Raw genomic sequence first — 18325 nt, 5'->3', positions numbered from 1 at the left:
ACGTTCCAATCAAAAAATCGATCATTGTTGCCGAATAACAAGCGCTGTCTTTCTGTTGCGCTTTGAGAGCCAATTAAGAACAAACAGAGCGATAACGTGAATGTGAGTAGGCTAACATCAATTGAGCGGCTTTATTGCCGAAGGATGAATGATCATTTCCTCTAAACCGCCGCCGTTATGTACTTGAGTAAACCCTTGCTTGAGTAAATAGGCCATGGCTTGGCCCGATCGATTGCCGCTGCGGCAGTAAACCACAATCGGTTGTTGTTTATCGATGTGAGAAAAAGCACTGCTAACAGTATCAAGTGGGTAGTTTAGCGCACCTTCAATATGGCCAGCTGCAAATTCTGCTGCGGTTCGAACATCGACTAAAAGCGCGCCATTTTCAATCCATTGCCATGCTATCGTTGAGCGCTCTGATGCCAATGCATCTGAGGTATTGGAGATCAGGCCTACACACAATAACGCTTTGGTCATCAGTGACTTTAACATGTTAGTTTCCTTCTTTTGGCTTAAAAATTAGCCTTCAAATGTGAATGGCGTTAATCAAGGGATTTCTTAAATCTCAACGACGCGACGATAATCCCACCGACGGTAAAGCTTAACATCCATAATGCATCTCGCCATAGATCCATGAGGTTAGCACCGCGCAACACAATCCCGCGGATCATGCGCATAAAGTGAGTCGCAGGCAACGCTTCAGAAATCCACTGCGCTGCTACTGGCATGCCTTCGTAGGGAAACATAAATCCAGAAAGTAAAATTGAAGGCAGTAAGATAAAAACAGTCATTTGCATGGCTTGCAGTTGAGTGGAAGCAATGGTTGAAATCACCAAACCTAAGGTCAAACTGGCGGCGATAAACAGCAGTGTACCGAAGAGAATTTGGCTGATCGCACCATTAATGGGCACGTCAAAAATAAAATGCCCTAAGCCTAAGATGATGAAGACCTGAATTAATCCGACAAAAATATAGGGCACAATTTTGGCGACCATAAGCTCAATAGAGTGAATTGGCGTTGTGATCAGCAGTTCTAAATTGCCGCGCTCTTTTTCTCGCACAATCGCGGCACTGGTGAAGAGGATCATCGTCATGGTTAAAATGACCCCCAGTAAACCGGGCACGATATTAACCGCAGAGCGGCGAGTGGGGTTATAAAACAGCGTGACTTCAAAGGTTTTGACGGTAGCTGGACGAATGTCAAAATCAAAATCGGTCAGCGGCATGGATTGCAGACCTAAAATGGAGGCACTGATCATCGTATCGGAGCCATCAACAATCCACTGACCTAACACGCGTTTTTGCACCGCGCGCTGGGTGAGATCTTTTGGCAGGATCAGCGCTGCTCTCACGTTACCTTGTTCAATTGCATATTCAGCTTGCTCTGCTGTGGCAAAAGTGTGTTTGACGCTCACAACCTGTGTGGCTTTGACTGACTCTACAATTAACCGTCCGAGGGTACTTTCACTTTGATCAACGATGGCGATCGGAATATTGCGTACGTCAGTATTGATGGCAAAGCCAAACAGCAACAGCTGGATCAGTGGGATCATCACTACCATGCCAAACGTAATTCTGTCTCGCGAGAGTTGGCGTATCTCTTTCACCATCACCGCTTTCATTCGAAACAGTGCTTTCATTGACGCCCCTTGCCAGTCACAGTGACAAAGACATCTTCTAAACTTGGGCGAGCTAGATTCATCTCAGCTTCAGCCAGTTCAGGGAAGGTTGTTTTTAGCCACGCGATAGGTTGTGTGACTTGTTGATGAATAAGGATCCGCAAGCGGATGCCAAGTTGCGCAGCAGAGCGAACCTCCGCCCGAGCCATGACTTTTTCTTTTAATTGGCGCAAATTATGGGCTCGGACTTCGACAATGTTGACGCCCATCGTGTTCATTAAGGTTTCTGGCTCACCATCTGCACGAATTAAACCCGATTCCATGATAGCTAAACGGTGGCAGCGTTCCGCTTCATCCATGTAGTGAGTGGTGATCAAAATGGTGGTGCCTTGGTCTGAAAGATCGAACAATTGTTCCCAAAATTCCCGTCTATTTTCAGGATCGACCGCCGACGTTGGTTCATCCAAAAACAGCAGTTCAGGTTTATGCATCGTGGCTGCTGCTAGTGACAAGCGCTGCTTTTGGCCGCCACTCATCCCACTTACGCGTTGTTTTCGGCGCTGATCAAGCCCATAAGTGCACAACTGTTCATTGAGCCGTTGTGCCAATGCTTTGCGCGGCATACCAAAAATTTGTCCAATAAATTGTAGGTTTTCCTCTACGGTTAAATCATCGTATAACGAAAATTTTTGCGTCATATAACCAATTTTTAGGCGCAATTGCTCGGATTGTTTTGGGATCGCTAACCCCAGCACATCAACACTGCCGGAGGTAGGGCTTAATAAACCCGTGAGTACGCGAATTGTGGTCGATTTGCCACAACCATTTGGGCCGAGAAAACCGTAAATAGTTCCTTTGGGGACACTCAGATTGATGCCTTCAATCGCAGTGAAATCCCCAAATTTTTTGACCACATTACGGGCGTGAATGGCGAGTTCAGTCACTATTTTTGCCTCGCTAAATCGACTTGCGCCGGAATGCCAGAAGGGAGCGATTGCGCGGATTCGGGCAGATCCACTTCGGCTAGATACATTAAGCGGGCGCGTTCATTTTCGGTCAGTGCGTAGTAAGGCGTGAAAGAGGGTTCCGTTGCCACCCAACGCACAGTGCCTTGCAGCGGCTCTTTTATACCGTCGATATGTACTGGAAACTGTGCGCCCGGCACGACCGCTAAACGATGTGGTGCGGGAACGTAGACACGAGCATAAGGGATGCGGCTTGCTTGGATGATAGCGACAATGCCGTTGTTTGGGACGCGCTCACCCAAGTTGTATGGGAGGTTATCCAAAATTCCATCGCGGGTGGCGACAATGGTTAACTCGTCGAGCTTTTGCTGTTGCAGTGAGACGTCGGCTTTGGCGGCGGTCAGCGCCGCTTGGGCTTGTTCAATATCTTCAGGGCGAGTGCCAGCGGTGAGCTTAGCAAACTCTTCTTTTGCAGAATCGAGTTCGGCGCGAGCGGCATCACGCGTGGCGGTGGCGCTATCTTTTTCTGATTGGCTGAGGAGCTTTTTACCGACCAGTTCTTCCACACGTTTGAAGTTTTGCAACGCCTCTGTCAGTTTGGCTTGCGCGCGATTGACTTTGGCTTGCGCGGCTGCCGTGTCTTCTTGGCGTTCACCATTACTCAGTTTGAGCAAATACGCTTGCGCTTTGGCCGCCTCTGCGAGTGCATGGGCCAGCACCGCCTGCTGATTTCTGGTATCCAGTCGAACCAATACTTCGCCAGCATGCACTGCGCTGCCTTCCGCGACAGGAAGCGCGCGAATGATCTCATTGGCGGTGGTGGAAAAAGTGATGCGGTCTCGCTCTAAAGTGCCCAATGCTTGCGCGCTATTTTCCGGCGAGCAAGCATTGAGAGTTGACAGTAAAAGAGAGATAAAGGCAATGCGGTGTTTCATGCTCATGGCGAGAGGCTCGGTTAACTTATTGTCTTCATACTAGAAGTTTACCGCCAGCGCCTCAAGCTACATGGTTCATCAAAAGTAGAGGATGTGATTAGCCCCACTTTAATATCGGCCATTGTTGGGGCTGAGCGTATTGGATGAGACGCGTGCATGGGTTGACCAAATAGGTGAAATCGGCGTGTAGACACAAAGGTAAATCATTGATCGAGTCAGTGAAAAAATGCACTTGACCCACGTATTGTGGGCGCTTAGCTAGCCATTCATTTAAGCGAGTGACTTTACCGTCTCGGTAGGTGGGTGTTCCCAAAATATGCGTGGTGTAATGGTTGTTCTCTATGACCATATCGATACCCATCGCCTCTGCAACGCCTATTTTACGAGCGACGGCTTTAACCAAAAAACTGACCGACGCCGAAATAATTAGTATTTGAATACGCTCGTCCGTTAACTGTTTAATGAGTGCTTTGGCTTGAGGAAATAGCCTAGGTACGATGCGTGTAGCGACACAATCGTCCGCTAAGCGCTGGACTTGCTCTGTGGTCAGGGTGAGCAAAGGTTGCATCGCAAAATCGAGGTAATCTTCCATGTCCATTTCACCGCTGGCATAGCGTGACATGATCAGCCTATCCTGCGCGACAAAATCAGGGTCGCTCGCTATGCCCTTATCGGCCAAATATTCGCTCCAAATCATTGCGCAGTCGCCGTCAATCAATGTGTCGTCCATATCAAAAACGTATAGAGGTGTCGGCATCTATTTAGGCTCTCACAGGTTGTATTTCGTTAAGGTTAAACAGTAGTTCTAGCTGACTGCCAGTGGCAAATAATCGCTCTGAGGAACGATTGAGTAAATCGACCGTGAGCTCGCAGCCTCGCACATCCACATGGTAGCGAATGACATTACCCAGTAATTGGTGATGCTTGATGGTGCCATGTTGCGGCGCAGAAACATGGGCACCATAGCTCCGCCCAGCTTCCTTGACGTAGATGGATTCGGGGCGAATAGCCACTTTCCAAGCCGTGTCTATGTTAAACAACTGCTTGGCAGTGGCCGCCTCTACTAAATTGTAATGACCCATAAAACCTGCCACAAACTCATTGGCTGGCTGAGTATAAATGCTTTCTGGGGAGCCTTGCTGAACGATTTCACCTTGGTGCATTAAAAAAATACGATCAGAGAGAATCATCGCCTCTTCTTGATCATGGGTTACAAATACGGTGGTGAGATTGAGCTCTTTTTGAATATCACGGATCTGCTGGCGCAAGTGTTTGCGAATTTTGGCATCCAGTGCTGAAAGGGGCTCATCAAGTAGCAAAATACGCGGCTTGACCACTAAGGCGCGAGCTAAAGCGACGCGTTGGCGCTGCCCACCCGATAGCTGGTTGGGATAGTGTTTTTCTTTCCCTATCAGCGAAACCAGTTCGACCACTTTTTGTACTTCGCGCGCGATGTAAGCTCTGTCTTGCCCTTGCATTTTGAGGCCAAAGGCGATGTTTTCAGCCACCGTCATATTCGGAAACAGAGCGTAGGATTGAAACACCATGCCAATGCCGCGTTGCTGTGGTGTTTGGTTAGTGATGTTTTCACCGTTGACCCAAATTTCGCCGTCATCGACGGGATTTAAGCCAGCCAAACTGCGCAATAAGGTCGATTTCCCGCAACCGCTCGGACCAAGTAGCGTGACAAATTCCCCTTGCTCAATGGAAAATTCAATCCCTTCAAAAACGGTATTGTTGCCAAAACGTTTGGTGAGGTTGGCGACGTGGACGTAATCAGAACGAGAGGTTGTGTGGGTCGTGGAATTCATTGAGTGGATCCTCGGCTAAAACGACTGGCGAGCCAAGTCAGTAAAAAGATAAATAGGAAGTAAGTCATCACTAACGCGGAGGTGAAGTGACCACTAGTCTGACGCATGTTGTAGAGATAAATCTGCAAGGTTTCATAGCGCGTGCCGACCAGAATGTTCGCAAATACAAACTCGCCAAGTAGAAAAGAGAAGGATAGAAATAGCGAAGCCATCAACCCTTTTCTAATGTTTGGCAGTACGATCAGTAAAAAAGCACGGCTGGTGCTTGCGCCGAGCAGGTGCGCGGCGTCCATGAGATCGTGCAGATGGATCGCCTCAAAACTGTTGGCAATTGCACGGTACATAAACGGCAGCGCAATGGTGAAATAAGTGCCAACCAAAATCCAAGGTGTACCCACAATTGGAAATTGGCTATCGGCGTACAGTTGCAGTAATCCAACTGAAGAGACCACAGGCGGTACCGCAAAAGGAATTAAAATCAGCAGGTTCATTACTTTATCGAGACGAGGGAAATAGTAAAACACCACGAAGATCGCCGGAATAATCAAAACCGCGCTGAGTGTCAGAGAAGCGATGCCAATCAGCAATGAGCGGCCAAATGCATCGAGAAAGCGAGGGTCGGTCAGCAGTTTGAGATACCAGTCAAAGGTGAAGCCATCGGGTAAAATCGTTGCGCCCCAGCGTGAAGAAAAGGAATAAACCAAGGTGGCCAAAATGGGCAGCAACATCACTCCCACGATGCAATAGACCACGCTTTTATGAAAGGTGATTTTATCAAGGGTAGGATTAGCGTTTTGCATGGGTGTTCCTTGCGCTATAGCTTTTCGCAATTAGCCACTGATTGATCACAGTAATGAAGGCTAAAATTAGCATCAATACCACGGAAATGGCGGCGGCTAAATTGGGCTCTAAGAACAGATCTCCCGCCACTAAACTGGCAATGCGTACCGTAATGACGTTGTAGTTGCCGGATGTGAGTGCGTAGACGCTGGCATATGCGCCCATCGCATTGGCGATTAGGATAATCAAGGTGCCGAGTAGGGCTGGTGAAAGCACAGGCAAGGCGATTTTCTGCCAATATTGCCATCCGTTGGCACCCAGAGTGGACGCCGCCGCTTGCCAGTCATCACTGAGCGCATCAAATGCAGGGTAGAGCAGCAGCACGCCAAGAGGGATCTGAAAGTAGATATACATCGCCAGCAGTCCCCATTTGCCATACAGGTTGAACTCTTCAATCAAACCGTATTGCTTTAGCAGCAAAGTCAGTGCGCCGTTGACCCCAAGAATAATAATGAAAGCGAATGCCAAAGGGACGCCCGCAAAATTACTGCTCATATTGGTAAAGGCGATCACACCATCGCGCAGCTTGCCATCGACTCGGCGTAAGGAGGCGACCAACATTGCCGCAATCGCAAGGCCTGCGACGCTGGACCATATGGCGAGCCACAAACTGTTGCCCAGCCCTTGTAAAATAAAGGATGAGCTGAAGATTTCGCGATAATGGTCTAGTGACCATTGATCGTCAGAGATAAAGCTGTTGAACAAAACCCACAGCATGGGGGCGAGCTGAAATAAGTAGAAAAACAGCGCAAAAGGAGTAAGCCATAACGCAGGTTTGAGTTTGCGTGCCCAGTGCGTTGATTGGCTCAGCACGGCGCTAGGCTTGCTAATGACTTGGCTACTGATCATGCTAAGCACTCCGCAGAAAAGGGCTTATTGTGATCAAGATTAAGCAGTTGGCAGCACAGGCCGCAGAGCTCAGTTTGTTTGATCTCACAAGCTTGGTGCGAAAATTGATCGCCCAATACAAACAGCGGGACGTTGCGCTCTTCGGTTAATATTCCGCCGTGTGACTTGTCATTGTTCATGCCGTGATCGCTGGTCACCATCACTTGGTAGCCATCGTTTAGCCAGCTTTCTAAAAAGTGAGATAACAGCGCATCGGCCATGCGTGCACTATTACGATACTGTCCTGAATCAAGGCCAAACTTATGCCCAGCATCATCGATATTCATTGGATGGATCAGTAAAAAATCAGGCTGATGAGTACGACGTAAGTGTTCGGCGTCTAAAAACAGTGCTTCATCGGGATAGTGATCCCAGTGATAAAAACAGCCATGCTGAATATTGAGTGTTTTATCACAGGTAAAACGATCGCGCGTTGCATCAAAAGGCGCGCGGTTATAGAGCTCGCTGACCCAATGATACGCCGCTGCGGCTGTTGTCAGCCCTTGCTCTTTTGCCAAACTGAAGATGGATTGATGATGTGAAAGGCGCACAATGTGGTTATGAACAATGCCGCTTTCGACAGGCTTTACGCCAGTGAGTAGACATTCATACAAAGGACGCGATAACGAAGGTAATTCACATTGTAGAGAGTATAAGGTTGCTCTTTGCTGCTCAATTAAGCCGTTTAAGTAGCCCATGCAATCACGGGCTACGGAATAATTGAGTCCATCAAGAACAACAAGGATCACCTTATTGTTCATGGTTACCTCTTACTGCTGGTGGATAATGACATTTTCTTGCCATTGACGTGGCAATTGGCGAGCTGATTTTTCCCAAGCATTAAAGTCGCTAATTGGGCTCACGTTCTGGTATTGATCGTTAGCAATCAATTTGCTTTGTACCGCAGCAGGCAGTGCAACGTTGCTGCGGATCGGGCGAGCATAGCCTTGTGCAAGGTTGATTTGGCCTTGATCGCTAAAGATGTATTCACGTGCTAGCTTGGCCGCATTTGGGTTTTTGGCGTATTTATTGATGATGGTGGTGTAGCCGGAAATCACAGAACCATCTTGCGGAATGTTAACGGTAAAGCGGTTACGGTCAATTTGGTCACGGTAACTTAGGGCGTTGAAATCCCACAATACGGCCACTTCAACTTCACCTTTTTCGAGGTTAGCGATACTTGGGTCTGTAAATGATAAGCGCCCTTGCTTGGCGAGTTTGGCAAAAAATTCGATTGCCGGATCGAGGTTATTTTCACTGCCACCATGAGCAAAAGCAGCGGCTAGTACGGCATTATTTGCTTGCGCGGCAACGCCTACATTACCAATACTGATTTTGTAATCGCCTTTGAGCAAATCGTTCCACGTTTTTGGCGCATTCTTGACTAGATTATTGTTCGAGATAAATGAAATGGTGCCCGTATAAGCCAGAGCCCAGTGGCCATCTTTATCTTTGGCCCAGTCAGGGATGTCATTCCAAGTGCTCGGTTTGTACGCTTGAGTTACGCCTTTTTTCACCGCCACGCGAGCAAATGCAAAACCGACATCACCGATATCGGCGGTCGCATTTTTCTTTTCGGCTTCAAACTTGGCAATTTCTTGCGCTGAGCTCATATCCGTATCTTGGTGTTTTAGGCCATAAATCTTACCTAAATCGCTCCACGTGTCTTGCCAGTTGGCCCAACTGCCGGGCATACCAATGCTGTACACTTGGCCTTCTTGTTTCGCTGCGTTGATCAAAGATTGTAAATCAGCCTCTTTAGCAAAAGCCGAAGTCGAAAGAGTCAGCGCAAGTGCTGTGGCAGTCGTTGCGCGGGTAAATAAGGTTTTCATTGTCGCTATCCTTCTGGACTAGGTCAGTAAGTTCGATTTTTATCCTAGGGAAGAACTGTGACGTTTTCGGTGTAGTTATTTGACATTTTTGATGATTTTCTATTGCACTTTTATTTCAAATTCAATCAATTAGCCTGTCATAAATCTGTTATCTGCCTTAAGTAGTCTAAAAGACGTTTATTCACTCTGTATAATATTGGACTAGGTCACGCATGAGATTTCGCAGCCCTTTGCCAGTGGCAAATGCTCCTTTAGAAAAGACCCAACTTGGTAACATTAAAGGCACCCTTCGTGAGCAAATTTGCAGTGGGATGCTGAGCGACAGACAAAAACTGCCATCTGAACGTGAATTGAGTGAATTGTTTAATACAACGCGCATTACAATTAAAGACGCTTTGGTTTCACTGGAAACCGAAGGGTTGATTTACCGAGAAGAGCGGCGTGGCTGGTTTGTCTCTCCGGCGCGAATTCATTATAACCCGCTATCGCGTTGCCACTTCCACCAGATGATCCGCGAGCAGCACCGAATCGCAGAAACTAAGCTAGTTGCAGTACGCAGCGTGATGGCTTCTCGTGAGTATGCAAGAGCGATGGATATTGACCGAATTACGCCCATTCATATTATTGAACGGTTGCGCTCGATTGACGGGCGAGCGGTACTGTTTGTCGAAAACTGCCTGATTGCGCAGTGGTTTCCAAAGATATTAGAGGAAAATTTAACCGCTTCGTTAACGCATCTCTATCAGCAAAAATACGGTTACATCACCACGCGTTCTCGTTTTGAAGTAATCCCTACGGCTGCACCTCTTCATGTGGCAAAAGCCCTTAACTTGGCTGCTGGCCAATCTGTAATGAAAATTTGTCGAGTTAATTACAAACAAGATGGCGAGATCATGGACTGCGAATTTGAGTACTGGCGGCCAGATTCAGTCCTGATCCGTATCGACAGTTGTGATGGAGAATGAATAGCTTTAGACTCGGCGCAACCTTTTTCACCCTGCTAGTCGTTTATGAATTTTTCTAAGCTTAACTTAAGCGCCCCTTTGATGGCAGCGCTGCCTGCGTCGCGACACACGGCGACCAAAATCCAACAATTGGCTATTCCAGCCGTACTTTCTGGGCAAGATGTGCTTGCCTTCGCGCAGACGGGCAGTGGTAAAACGTTAGCTTATGGTTTGCCTTTACTGCAACAGATTGAAATTAATACTCTTGAAATTCAATCGGTTGTTATTGTTCCTACCCGTGAATTAGCACAACAAGTCAGCCAAGAGCTGAGTACCGTGGCAAGTAAAATGGGCATTAGCTTATGCACTTTATGCGGGGGAGTGGCCCAAGAAGAGCAGCTTGCGCAGTTGGCCAAATTACCGCATTTAATCGTCGCGACACCGGGCCGCTTGCTTGATTTACTTACACAGCAACTGATCTCATTGGAGTCGATGCACAGTGTGGTGTTAGATGAAGCTGACAGACTGTTAGAGATGGGGTTTTGGCCGGATGTACAACGCCTGCTCAGTTTTATGCCCCAAACCAAACAAACGTTGTTGTTTTCCGCCACACTCGCCGCCGATCTCGAACAGGTGGCATTGGCCGTGTTAAATAACCCGGTAAAGATAGAGGCGAATCAAGCCAATCAAGTGGTGGAAGAAATTGAAGAGCAGCTCTACCTTGTGAATAAGGGCAGTAAAGCACAAGCATTAATTGCTCTGATTAAACAGCGGGCTGGGCAGCAAGTATTAGTGTTCATTAGCGCTCGTGATAGTGCTGACGCGGTCGCGAAAAAATTACTCAAAGCGGGTATTCGTGCGGCAGCTTTGCATGGTGAAAAAGATCAAGTTATTCGCGAGCAAACGTTAGCCGATTTCAAAGCGAATCAAGTGGATGTACTGGTGGCCACCGATTTACTGGCGCGTGGTATTCACATTGACGCGCTGCCAGTGGTGATCAATTTTGATTTACCGCCTAGTGCGCCAGTTTATATTCACCGCGTTGGCCGCACTGCGCGTGCTGGTCAAGGTGGTGTGGCAATTTCACTGGTCTGCCATGGTGAAAGCCAAGCGCTGGAGGCAATCCGCAGCTTAACGCAGCGCGCTTTACCGCTGCAGGCGTTGACCGATTTTCCAGTGACAGACCAACCGACCAGCGGTGAACCGAAGCGCAAACCGCGTGATAAGCAAGCCAACCGCCGCAGTGCTCAAAAGCGCAGCGTGAAGCAGTTTCAACAGAAAACAAGCCATTAAGTAGCTCAATATACGCATGCTATTGTGCGTTTTGATGGAGTAAGGAAACTAAGTGACTCAGGAAATTTATGCATTTATCACGATTGAAATGGCATATTAATCGAGTTTATGTGTAAATTTTCAGAAGCTTATTGTGAACAACCTATCATTATTGGACTAAATCAAGAAAATGCAGTATTCAGTTTCATGAGATTATATTCACAATTTTAGAATCATTTCTAGGATAAATATTCTTTAATCCACGTTATTAACACGATTGTGGATAATTAGTCGTTAGTCAATCATTATCAATATAAGCGATGACTTTCTAGTCAAATAATATTTTAATGCATGTCACATTTACTGAAAATTTTTTAACTTACCATTTCGCCACTTTGATTGTTTTATCAAAAAACACTTATTAAATATAAATACGTATTTCTACCAATAATAGGATAAATTTCGATATGGCTGCCGATATTGTAAAGGTTTCAAGAAACACAGAAAATGCACCTATATGTTCTGTCTCTACACAAACTGTCGCTTTTTCTCATTATAATAATATTTCAGCACAACTACCGATAGATCCTAAAACAGGTGAAATTGTTATTGGTTGTATAAATGACCAAACAAAACAATGTCTGAATAATATACAGTCTATCGTAGAAAGTATTGGTCACGTTATGGATGATGTGGTCAAAATTAATATTTTTTTAAAGAATATTTCAGATATTGATGCCATCAAAAAAGTATACCCCACTTTTTTTCAGGGGCCGCTTCCTACAGTGACCATAGCGGCGGTTGCGGCTTTACCTGTCAGTGATGCTTTAGTGCAAATTGATGCTCTTATTTCAAACGGTGAAGGCACTGCTCCACAAGCGCCTTGTGAGCTCATAAAAGTGTCAAGGAATACTGAACATGCACCTCAAGGTCTATACTCTCAAACCGCGGCCTTCTCTCATTATAATAACCTCTCGGCTCAATTGCCGATTGAACCTAAAACGGGAGAAATAGTACAAGGTGGTATTAAAGAACAGAGTCAACAGTGTTTGAATAATATTAATGCTATCTTAGAAAGTATTGGTCATACGATGGCTGATATCGTTAAAACAACGATATTTCTTAAAAATATATCTGATGCAGAAGCCATCAATGAAGTCTGTGGACAATTTTTCCCAAGTTATGTGCCTGCGCGAAGCCTAGTTAGTGTTGCTGACTTGCCTATGAATGCATTGGTGCAAATTGATGTTGTTGTGTCACATGGTGATGGTACACCGCCACAGCTTCCTGAAGATACTCGCTTACTTGTGATTGAAGAAAATAATACCGTGAATGCACCTGAAGTCGACTATTCCCACTCTGTTGCTTTTTCTCATTATAATCATATTTCAGGTCAGTTACCTTTATCTCCAAAAAATAATGAAGTTGTTGCTGGTGGAATAAAAGAACAAGTTAAGCAGTGTTTAGAAAATATAAAGAATATTGTAGAAAGTGTTGAGCATGTTATGGATGATATTGTTAAAGTCAATATTCAAATAAAAAATATGGATGACATTAATATTGTCAATGAAGTTTACACAACCTTCTTTAACCATGAGCTACCTGCGAGAACCGTGATTGGTGTTTCAGAGCTGCCTATGGATGCGTTAATACAAATTGACGCTGTGGTTTCTAATTGTGAAGGTACGCCACCTAAATATTAACGAATATTTCTTATTGACTAAAGAAGGGGGTATCAATGATACCCCCTTGTTACTTGTTAGCTATCTGTAATTGCAATACCAATATCACGCTGTTTAGTTATGGCAATCGAAATCAAACAGGCGGCGTATGAAAAACCGATCAATTACTGTTTTTCAGAGCCGTTAAAACGTGATGTAGTGAGGGGACCACTTGGTGTCCAAGCGCCAAAACCTCCTCACTGGGTTCGACGAGATCAGGAATCTGGTAGGCGATCATATTCGCACTCACGGCGGATCGCACGCCGTTATTAGAATCTTCAAAGGCTAAGCATTGGGTCGGTTCAGCGCCAAGACGTTGCGCAGCGAGTAGATAAATCTCAGGATCGGGTTTGCCATGTGTCACTTCACAACCGGTTGTGAACGAGTCAAAGTATTGCTCAAGGCCTGAAAGGCGCAGCTTAATTTGTGCCACGTCTTTTTGGGTTGATGTTGCGACGGCAGTAGGAATACGATTGGCTTTTAACCATTGTAATAACTCGATAACCCCTTCTTTCACTGGGATCGCTTGGTGTTTCACCACGGCATCGTAACGTTTACGCCACTCCGTATGCAATACCGGATAGTCTAATTCTGGCCCGTAGCCTGCGCGCAGTGCTTGTTCAATGCCTGCCGCATTGCGACCAATAGCCGAGAGATAAACCTCTTTTAAAAATGGGACGCCAACTGCGTGGCAAGCTTGTTCGAATATTGTAAGGCAGACACGTTCCGTGTCGAGTAACAGTCCATCCATATCAAAAATGGCAGCTTGAAATTTCATAAGTACAACTTTAGGCGAGTGAAATGGAGTGGGCTATTTTCACATAAGTCGACCTATGGAGGCGATCTTTTTCCTGCACTTTTTCTTTTTCTCATACTTCAATAAAATCAGCCAATTATAAGCGCTAGTTTGTTAGCAATGAGTTATGCTTAATGTGAAAACCTTGTTGCGAGAAGAGGGGAGAAGCAATTTGAATAGTGCATTTGTACAACAGTGGATGCCGGGTTTACACCAACTGAAAGACTATGAAACTCGCTGGTTGATGGATGACGTACGTGCGGCGCTTTCTGTGGTTGCGGTTGCACTGCCTGTCGCGATAGCGTACGCGCAGCTCACTGGAGTAAGCGCGATTGTCGGCTTATATTCCTGCGTATTGCCGATGTTGGTTTACGCGATTTTTGGCACGTCTAGGCAGTTGATCTTAGGCCCAGACGCGGCAACTTGCGCAGTGATTGCGGCGGTAGTGACACCGCTGGCGATGGGCGATCCTCTCAAACACTGGCAGTTGGTCATGACAATGACGGCAATGACTGGTGTATGGTGTTTGCTGGCCAGTCGTTTCAAACTCGGTATTTTAGCCGATTTTCTCTCTCGCCCTATTTTACTTGGGTTGTTAAACGGTGTTGCTCTGACCATTATCGTGGGTCAATTTGCTAAAGTGTTTGGGCTGAAATATGAGCAGCAATATCTACTAGAGCGTATCGTGGAAGCGCCATCCTTGCTGATTGATTTGCATTGGCAAACCTTATTGATAAGTGCGCTGACAGTGGTGGTTTATTTTCTGTGTAAGCGTGTCAGGCCCAATTGGCCAGCAGCGATGTTGGCTATCATCGCTGCTGCATTTTGGGTGTGGTTTTTTGGCGCTGAACATCTTGGCGTTAAAGTCGTTGGTTTAATCCAAGGTGGATTACCGATATTCCAAACCCCTCTATTTGATCTAGGGGTGAGCCGTGAATTAGTCATGCCCGCTTTGAACTTAGCGATGGTGAGCTTTGTTAGTATGATGCTCACTGCGCGCAGTTTTGCGGCAAAAAATGGTTACGATATTGACGCCGACAAAGAGTTTCGCGCGCTTGGCTTAGCTAATATTGCTTCTGCATTTTCACAAGGTTTTGCCATCAGTGGGGCGGATTCACGTACGGCGGTGAATGACGCTAATGGTGGAAAATCGCAATTAGTTTCGATTATTGCAGCGATTGTGATTGGATTTGTCGCGATTGTGGCGTATCAGCCACTACAATACATTCCGATTGCTGCATTGGGGGTGGTGTTGATTATCGCGTCTATCTCGTTGCTGGATCTGAAAGGGATTTGGAGTTTACACAAGCGTGATAAAGACGCCTTCTATTTGGCAAGCTTAACCTTCATCGCTGTATTGGTCATTGGCGTTATCCCCGGCATCACTCTTGCGGTATTACTGGGTCTGTTTCAGTTCTTACGCACCGTGATGCGGCCAAGTGATCAAACATTGGGTTTGGATGATAAAGGCACGATTCGCACGATTGATACGTCAGCGAAGGCGAAACCAATACCGGGTTTGGTGATTTATCGTTTCAACTCTCCGCTGACTTATTTCAATGCGCCTTACTTTAAACGTCGTATTTTATTTCACACTGAATCGGCGGGCATGAGTGTGGGGTGCGTGATTATTGATGCGGTGTCGAGTTTTACCCATTTAGATTTAAGCGTCATGGCGATGTTATCGGACGTGCAAAGCATTTTGAAAAAACGAGGTATTCGTTTAGTGCTAGCGGGGCGTAAACGCAGTTTGAGAAAATGGTGTGAGATCGCTGGAATTTCAACGGGTGACGGCGGCGTGGTGATTCGTGCGGACATGTATTTAGCCATTAAGCTAAGTGGATGTTACCAACACGCTGTAGAAGAAGGGCAAGTTCCGCCAGTACAAAAAGAGCCGCAAAAGGATATTGAAGGTGAAATTGCGGCTGCTATTTAAAATGAGGTTGGCTCTCGTTAATAATATTGGTTCTCGTTAATAATATTGGTTCTCGTTAATAAAAGATAAAGAGCTCTTGAGTATCGAAAAGATGTAAGAAATCCCATTCAATCATGATGCTTTCCTTTTTCTGTGATGAGAGCGAGTGCTCGGTCTTTTGTTAAATGGTTGGTGCCTGTTTGGATAAGCATAGGTGAGCGTTATGCATTAGGCAAAATGGTACGGGTTATTAATCTAATATAGGTAGCCTATGGATATGGTGGTTTTCGACGCTAGGCGTAGCGTGTCGGCAGGTAAACAGTTCGCTGTACTTGAGCGGCCAGTTTTCGATGAAACTGTAGCATTTCACCTTCACTGCATGGCTGCCAAGTTAAGGCCTTGCCGACCACACCGTGATGTTGGAAGGCGTTGAGCCGAATGTTGACGTTCGCAGGCAACTGGTTAATCAGATGCGCCACTTCGGTAATTTCAGTCTCTAAATCACTTTTGTCCGGTATATGCAGCAGTCGCACTTCGTGCAGTTTATTCAGTGTAGCGAGGTGGAAAATAGTGCGTATCACTCTATGGTTACTGCGTCCGGTTAGCCACCGATGCGTTTCCTCTTGCCAAGCTTTTAAATCGATCATTGCGCCATCCAAATAGGACGAGATTTTGTCCCATCCCGATTCTGATAGTGAGCCATTACTATCAATAAAACAGCTGAGATGTTTCAATTCTTCATCGCGTTTGATGGCTTTGAAAAGAGCGATGATAAACGGAAGTTGTAGGGTTGCTTCCCCTCCTGAAATGGTAATACCGGCTAAGAAATAATGATTTCGGCGGATAAGTTCCACGAGTTGTTCAACGCTGTAGTGATGAATTTTTGGGTTTGATTGGTGTATGCAGTGCTCAATACAGCGATCGCAGTGAGTGCATTTATCTGCTAGCCATTCGACTTGCTGGTCAGCATTGAGGCGCAGCGCTTGCGATGGGCAGGTTGGCACACAATCACCGCAATGGTGACAGTGACGAATCGTATGTGGGTTATGGCAAGACAAGCAATTGAAGTTGCAACCTTGCATAAAAATGACCAGTCGGTTGCCCGGGCCATCAACGCAGGAGAAAGTCAGCACTCGGCTGACTTTTGCTCGGAGCGGCTGTTTTCCACTCACCATTAGTTTAGCTGACAGAGTTTGGTTGATAAGCCGGTTGCATTTCATGGCTAACCACGCGTGCTTTTCGCTTGAGCACGGCCGTGTTTTTGGCCGCTTCTGCCCCAAGAAATGTGGTGTTGGTGCGTGATCCGCGCTGCTCAAATTGCGCTATTTCAGACAGTTTCACCATGTAACCCGTAATGCGAACTAAATCGTTCGAAGCCACGTTGGCAGTAAATTCGCGATAGCCAGAGTGGAGGGCTCCTTTACATAAGTTGAACATCGCCTCTGGGTTGGCCTTTATGGTTTCATCCAGAGTTAAAATATCGCTGATACCAGAGGTGTAATATTGATGATGTCCAGCCGTTGCTTGTACATATTCAATCGGGTTGGGTTCGGTACCATAAGGGATGCGCACGCCCGGAGTGACATCAAGATCAAGGCTGATACCACCTTGTGCGTGCAGCAAAGCACGGCCGTTGAAGCCATATTTGACTGGTGAGTTTTGTACAATGTCGGCCAGCTTGGCTGAAATGGCGATGCCTAATTGGTTGGCGATATCATCATGGCCATAACGAGCGTTACTCTGCTCCTTTTCCAGTAATAGATTAACGGCTTCAGCCATACCATAAATGCCAAACATCGGTGCGAAACGGGATTCTTCAATCAACCCTTCTTGAGTCAGAAAACCTTCAAAAAAATGAGATTGTTGGTGCAGATGAGCAGCTCGAACATCCATCAGCTCAATCATATATTGGCTGTACGTGGGTAGAATCTGATCTAAAAATGTTTGGCGGTCACAGGCTTTTTTCGCGGCCTCTTTTAAATTCATTCTGACCAAAGTATTGCAGCCACCCGCTAAAGGAAGTGAGTTGTAGCAACTGACAATACCAAAACCTTGCTCGCCATAGGCGGTGGTATGAATCGGATAGTTGGCGATGTGCGGTTTACTGCATTGACAGATATTATCGGTCGCTTGGCGCAGTAAATCGTCAGGAGTGATGGAAGGGTCATACATGAAGGTAAGGTTGGGAGCGATCTGTTTCAGTTCAGCATCGATATGTAAAATAGTACGACAAATAATATTGTCGCTCGGGCCGATGTTGGCGTGCATGAAAGCATCGGGCAGAGTGCGATCAAGCATGATCCAAAACAGCTTCAATTTTTGATAAATCGACGCTTCGCTCAGTTCGCCCACATAGGGCAATAACACGCTATCCAATTGCCCCAAATAGACAGGAATAGAGGTCACTGAAGGCACGTGATGGTACAAAATGGTCAGCATATTGAGTGCTTCATCAAAATTACTGGCAGGCGAAAGCTCTAAATATTCACTGCCTTGTGCTAAAAATTTTGCGTAGTCAGGCAACACGTAACGTGGTTTAAAAGGGGCATGGCCTTCAAACATATCGCAGATAATGCCTTGTTCCATTGCTCGAGCCAACTCAGGAGAGAGTTTCAGATAGGGCAAGCTTGCTTCGGCCTCTAGCGCAAGGAAGTGTGACTTTTGTTTGGGCGAGAGGTGTGCGTCAGTGACGATGGCGTGGAAGCGTTGCTGTGTATCGAGTGAATGGCTCATGAATTAAACCCTTATATTATTGTGGTTTAATTCTAATGTGCTTGGTTACTTTTC

17 protein-coding genes are annotated in these 18325 nt (G+C 46.2%); 4 read left to right on the top strand and 13 right to left on the bottom strand.

Features of this window, described 5'->3' with window-relative positions; translation table 11 throughout:
• Positions 1 to 117: 117 nt before the first annotated feature.
• From AACT23_RS16860 to AACT23_RS16815, 10 genes are all read right to left on the bottom strand, one after another.
• Positions 118 to 492 (bottom strand): rhodanese-like domain-containing protein, encoded by a 375-nt coding sequence (locus AACT23_RS16860; protein WP_094128578.1) that lies wholly within the window; start codon positions 490 to 492, stop codon positions 118 to 120.
• A 50-nt stretch (positions 493 to 542) separates the two neighbouring features.
• Positions 543 to 1640: an ABC transporter permease gene (locus tag AACT23_RS16855; protein ID WP_094128575.1), complete on the bottom strand. Its 1098-nt coding sequence runs from the start codon at positions 1638 to 1640 to the stop codon at positions 543 to 545.
• A complete protein-coding gene (locus AACT23_RS16850; protein ID WP_017044975.1) occupies positions 1637 to 2563 on the bottom strand; it encodes an ABC transporter ATP-binding protein in 927 nt (308 codons plus the stop codon). The genes AACT23_RS16855 and AACT23_RS16850 overlap by 4 nt, the downstream gene beginning before the upstream one ends.
• Entirely contained in the window at positions 2563 to 3525 is a 963-nt protein-coding gene (locus AACT23_RS16845; protein WP_019283062.1) for an HlyD family secretion protein, read from the bottom strand. Before AACT23_RS16845 ends, AACT23_RS16850 begins: the two co-directional genes overlap by 1 nt.
• Before the next feature lie 91 nt (positions 3526 to 3616).
• Positions 3617 to 4276, bottom strand: coding sequence for an HAD family hydrolase (locus tag AACT23_RS16840; protein ID WP_094123903.1), 660 nt, complete (start codon positions 4274 to 4276; stop codon positions 3617 to 3619).
• Positions 4277 to 4280: 4 nt separating this feature from the next.
• A complete protein-coding gene (locus tag AACT23_RS16835) occupies positions 4281 to 5330 on the bottom strand; it encodes an ABC transporter ATP-binding protein (RefSeq protein WP_017046834.1) in 1050 nt (349 codons plus the stop codon).
• Positions 5327 to 6130, bottom strand: a complete 804-nt coding sequence (locus AACT23_RS16830) for an ABC transporter permease (RefSeq protein ID WP_094128572.1) — start codon at positions 6128 to 6130, stop codon at positions 5327 to 5329. Before AACT23_RS16830 ends, AACT23_RS16835 begins: the two co-directional genes overlap by 4 nt.
• A complete protein-coding gene (locus AACT23_RS16825) occupies positions 6117 to 7016 on the bottom strand; it encodes an ABC transporter permease (protein WP_026027756.1) in 900 nt (299 codons plus the stop codon). The genes AACT23_RS16830 and AACT23_RS16825 overlap by 14 nt, the downstream gene beginning before the upstream one ends.
• Positions 7016 to 7819, bottom strand: a complete 804-nt coding sequence (locus AACT23_RS16820; RefSeq protein ID WP_010318641.1) for an alkaline phosphatase family protein — start codon at positions 7817 to 7819, stop codon at positions 7016 to 7018. The genes AACT23_RS16825 and AACT23_RS16820 overlap by 1 nt, the downstream gene beginning before the upstream one ends.
• A 9-nt stretch (positions 7820 to 7828) precedes the next feature.
• Positions 7829 to 8890 carry an ABC transporter substrate-binding protein gene (locus AACT23_RS16815; protein ID WP_094128569.1) on the bottom strand — a complete coding sequence of 354 codons (1062 nt, stop codon included), beginning with the start codon at positions 8888 to 8890 and terminating at the stop codon, positions 7829 to 7831.
• Positions 8891 to 9102: 212 nt separating this feature from the next.
• Between AACT23_RS16815 and AACT23_RS16810 the strand changes: the two genes are divergently transcribed.
• The 3 genes from AACT23_RS16810 (at position 9103) to AACT23_RS16800 (ending at position 12809) form a co-directional block, all read left to right on the top strand.
• Entirely contained in the window at positions 9103 to 9855 is a 753-nt protein-coding gene (locus tag AACT23_RS16810) for a UTRA domain-containing protein (RefSeq protein ID WP_017046832.1), read from the top strand.
• A 45-nt stretch (positions 9856 to 9900) separates the two neighbouring features.
• Complete coding sequence (locus tag AACT23_RS16805; protein WP_094128566.1) at positions 9901 to 11127, top strand: DEAD/DEAH box helicase; 1227 nt, start codon at positions 9901 to 9903, stop codon at positions 11125 to 11127.
• Positions 11128 to 11573: 446 nt separating this feature from the next.
• A complete protein-coding gene (locus tag AACT23_RS16800) occupies positions 11574 to 12809 on the top strand; it encodes a RidA family protein (RefSeq protein WP_094128562.1) in 1236 nt (411 codons plus the stop codon).
• Positions 12810 to 12948: 139 nt separating this feature from the next.
• Here AACT23_RS16800 and AACT23_RS16795 read toward each other — a convergent pair whose 3' ends face one another.
• Positions 12949 to 13605, bottom strand: a complete 657-nt coding sequence (locus AACT23_RS16795) for an HAD family hydrolase (RefSeq protein WP_017046829.1) — start codon at positions 13603 to 13605, stop codon at positions 12949 to 12951.
• A gap of 217 nt (positions 13606 to 13822) precedes the next feature.
• Here AACT23_RS16795 and AACT23_RS16790 point away from each other — a divergent pair, with 217 nt between their 5' ends.
• Positions 13823 to 15559 carry a SulP family inorganic anion transporter gene (locus tag AACT23_RS16790; RefSeq protein ID WP_050934249.1) on the top strand — a complete coding sequence of 579 codons (1737 nt, stop codon included), beginning with the start codon at positions 13823 to 13825 and terminating at the stop codon, positions 15557 to 15559.
• 272 nt (positions 15560 to 15831) lie between these two features.
• On the opposite strand, the gene AACT23_RS16785 is transcribed toward AACT23_RS16790, so the two are convergent.
• Together AACT23_RS16785 and AACT23_RS16780 are read right to left on the bottom strand one after the other, a co-directional pair.
• Positions 15832 to 16713 (bottom strand): YjjW family glycine radical enzyme activase, encoded by an 882-nt coding sequence (locus tag AACT23_RS16785; RefSeq protein ID WP_094128665.1) that lies wholly within the window; start codon positions 16711 to 16713, stop codon positions 15832 to 15834.
• A 4-nt stretch (positions 16714 to 16717) separates the two neighbouring features.
• On the bottom strand, positions 16718 to 18271 hold the full coding sequence (locus AACT23_RS16780) for a YjjI family glycine radical enzyme (RefSeq protein WP_094128559.1): 1554 nt from the start codon (positions 18269 to 18271) through the stop codon (positions 16718 to 16720).
• Positions 18272 to 18325 lie beyond the last annotated feature (54 nt).

The organism is Vibrio sp. V09_P4A23P171 (genome assembly GCF_963875615.1).
Classification (GTDB): domain Bacteria; phylum Pseudomonadota; class Gammaproteobacteria; order Enterobacterales; family Vibrionaceae; genus Vibrio; species Vibrio anguillarum.
Note: the sequence above shows the minus strand (reverse complement) of the source record. Positions and strands in the feature narration are given on the sequence as shown.

Bases quoted from the DNA above. Each gene is read 5' to 3' on its own strand.
- AACT23_RS16860 (WP_094128578.1), bottom strand. From the start codon at position 492: ATGTTAAAGTCACTGATGACCAAAGCGTTATTGTGTGTAGGCCTGATC.
- AACT23_RS16855 (WP_094128575.1), bottom strand. From the start codon at position 1,640: ATGAAAGCACTGTTTCGAATGAAAGCGGTGATGGTGAAAGAGATACGC.
- AACT23_RS16845 (WP_019283062.1), bottom strand. From the start codon at position 3,525: ATGAGCATGAAACACCGCATTGCCTTTATCTCTCTTTTACTGTCAACT.
- AACT23_RS16840 (WP_094123903.1), bottom strand. From the start codon at position 4,276: ATGCCGACACCTCTATACGTTTTTGATATGGACGACACATTGATTGAC.
- AACT23_RS16835 (WP_017046834.1), bottom strand. From the start codon at position 5,330: ATGAATTCCACGACCCACACAACCTCTCGTTCTGATTACGTCCACGTC.
- AACT23_RS16830 (WP_094128572.1), bottom strand. From the start codon at position 6,130: ATGCAAAACGCTAATCCTACCCTTGATAAAATCACCTTTCATAAAAGC.
- AACT23_RS16820 (WP_010318641.1), bottom strand. From the start codon at position 7,819: ATGAACAATAAGGTGATCCTTGTTGTTCTTGATGGACTCAATTATTCC.
- AACT23_RS16815 (WP_094128569.1), bottom strand. From the start codon at position 8,890: ATGAAAACCTTATTTACCCGCGCAACGACTGCCACAGCACTTGCGCTG.
- AACT23_RS16810 (WP_017046832.1), top strand. From the start codon at position 9,103: ATGAGATTTCGCAGCCCTTTGCCAGTGGCAAATGCTCCTTTAGAAAAG.
- AACT23_RS16805 (WP_094128566.1), top strand. From the start codon at position 9,901: ATGAATTTTTCTAAGCTTAACTTAAGCGCCCCTTTGATGGCAGCGCTG.
- AACT23_RS16800 (WP_094128562.1), top strand. From the start codon at position 11,574: ATGGCTGCCGATATTGTAAAGGTTTCAAGAAACACAGAAAATGCACCT.
- AACT23_RS16795 (WP_017046829.1), bottom strand. From the start codon at position 13,605: ATGAAATTTCAAGCTGCCATTTTTGATATGGATGGACTGTTACTCGAC.
- AACT23_RS16790 (WP_050934249.1), top strand. From the start codon at position 13,823: ATGCCGGGTTTACACCAACTGAAAGACTATGAAACTCGCTGGTTGATG.
- AACT23_RS16785 (WP_094128665.1), bottom strand. From the start codon at position 16,713: ATGGTGAGTGGAAAACAGCCGCTCCGAGCAAAAGTCAGCCGAGTGCTG.
- AACT23_RS16780 (WP_094128559.1), bottom strand. From the start codon at position 18,271: ATGAGCCATTCACTCGATACACAGCAACGCTTCCACGCCATCGTCACT.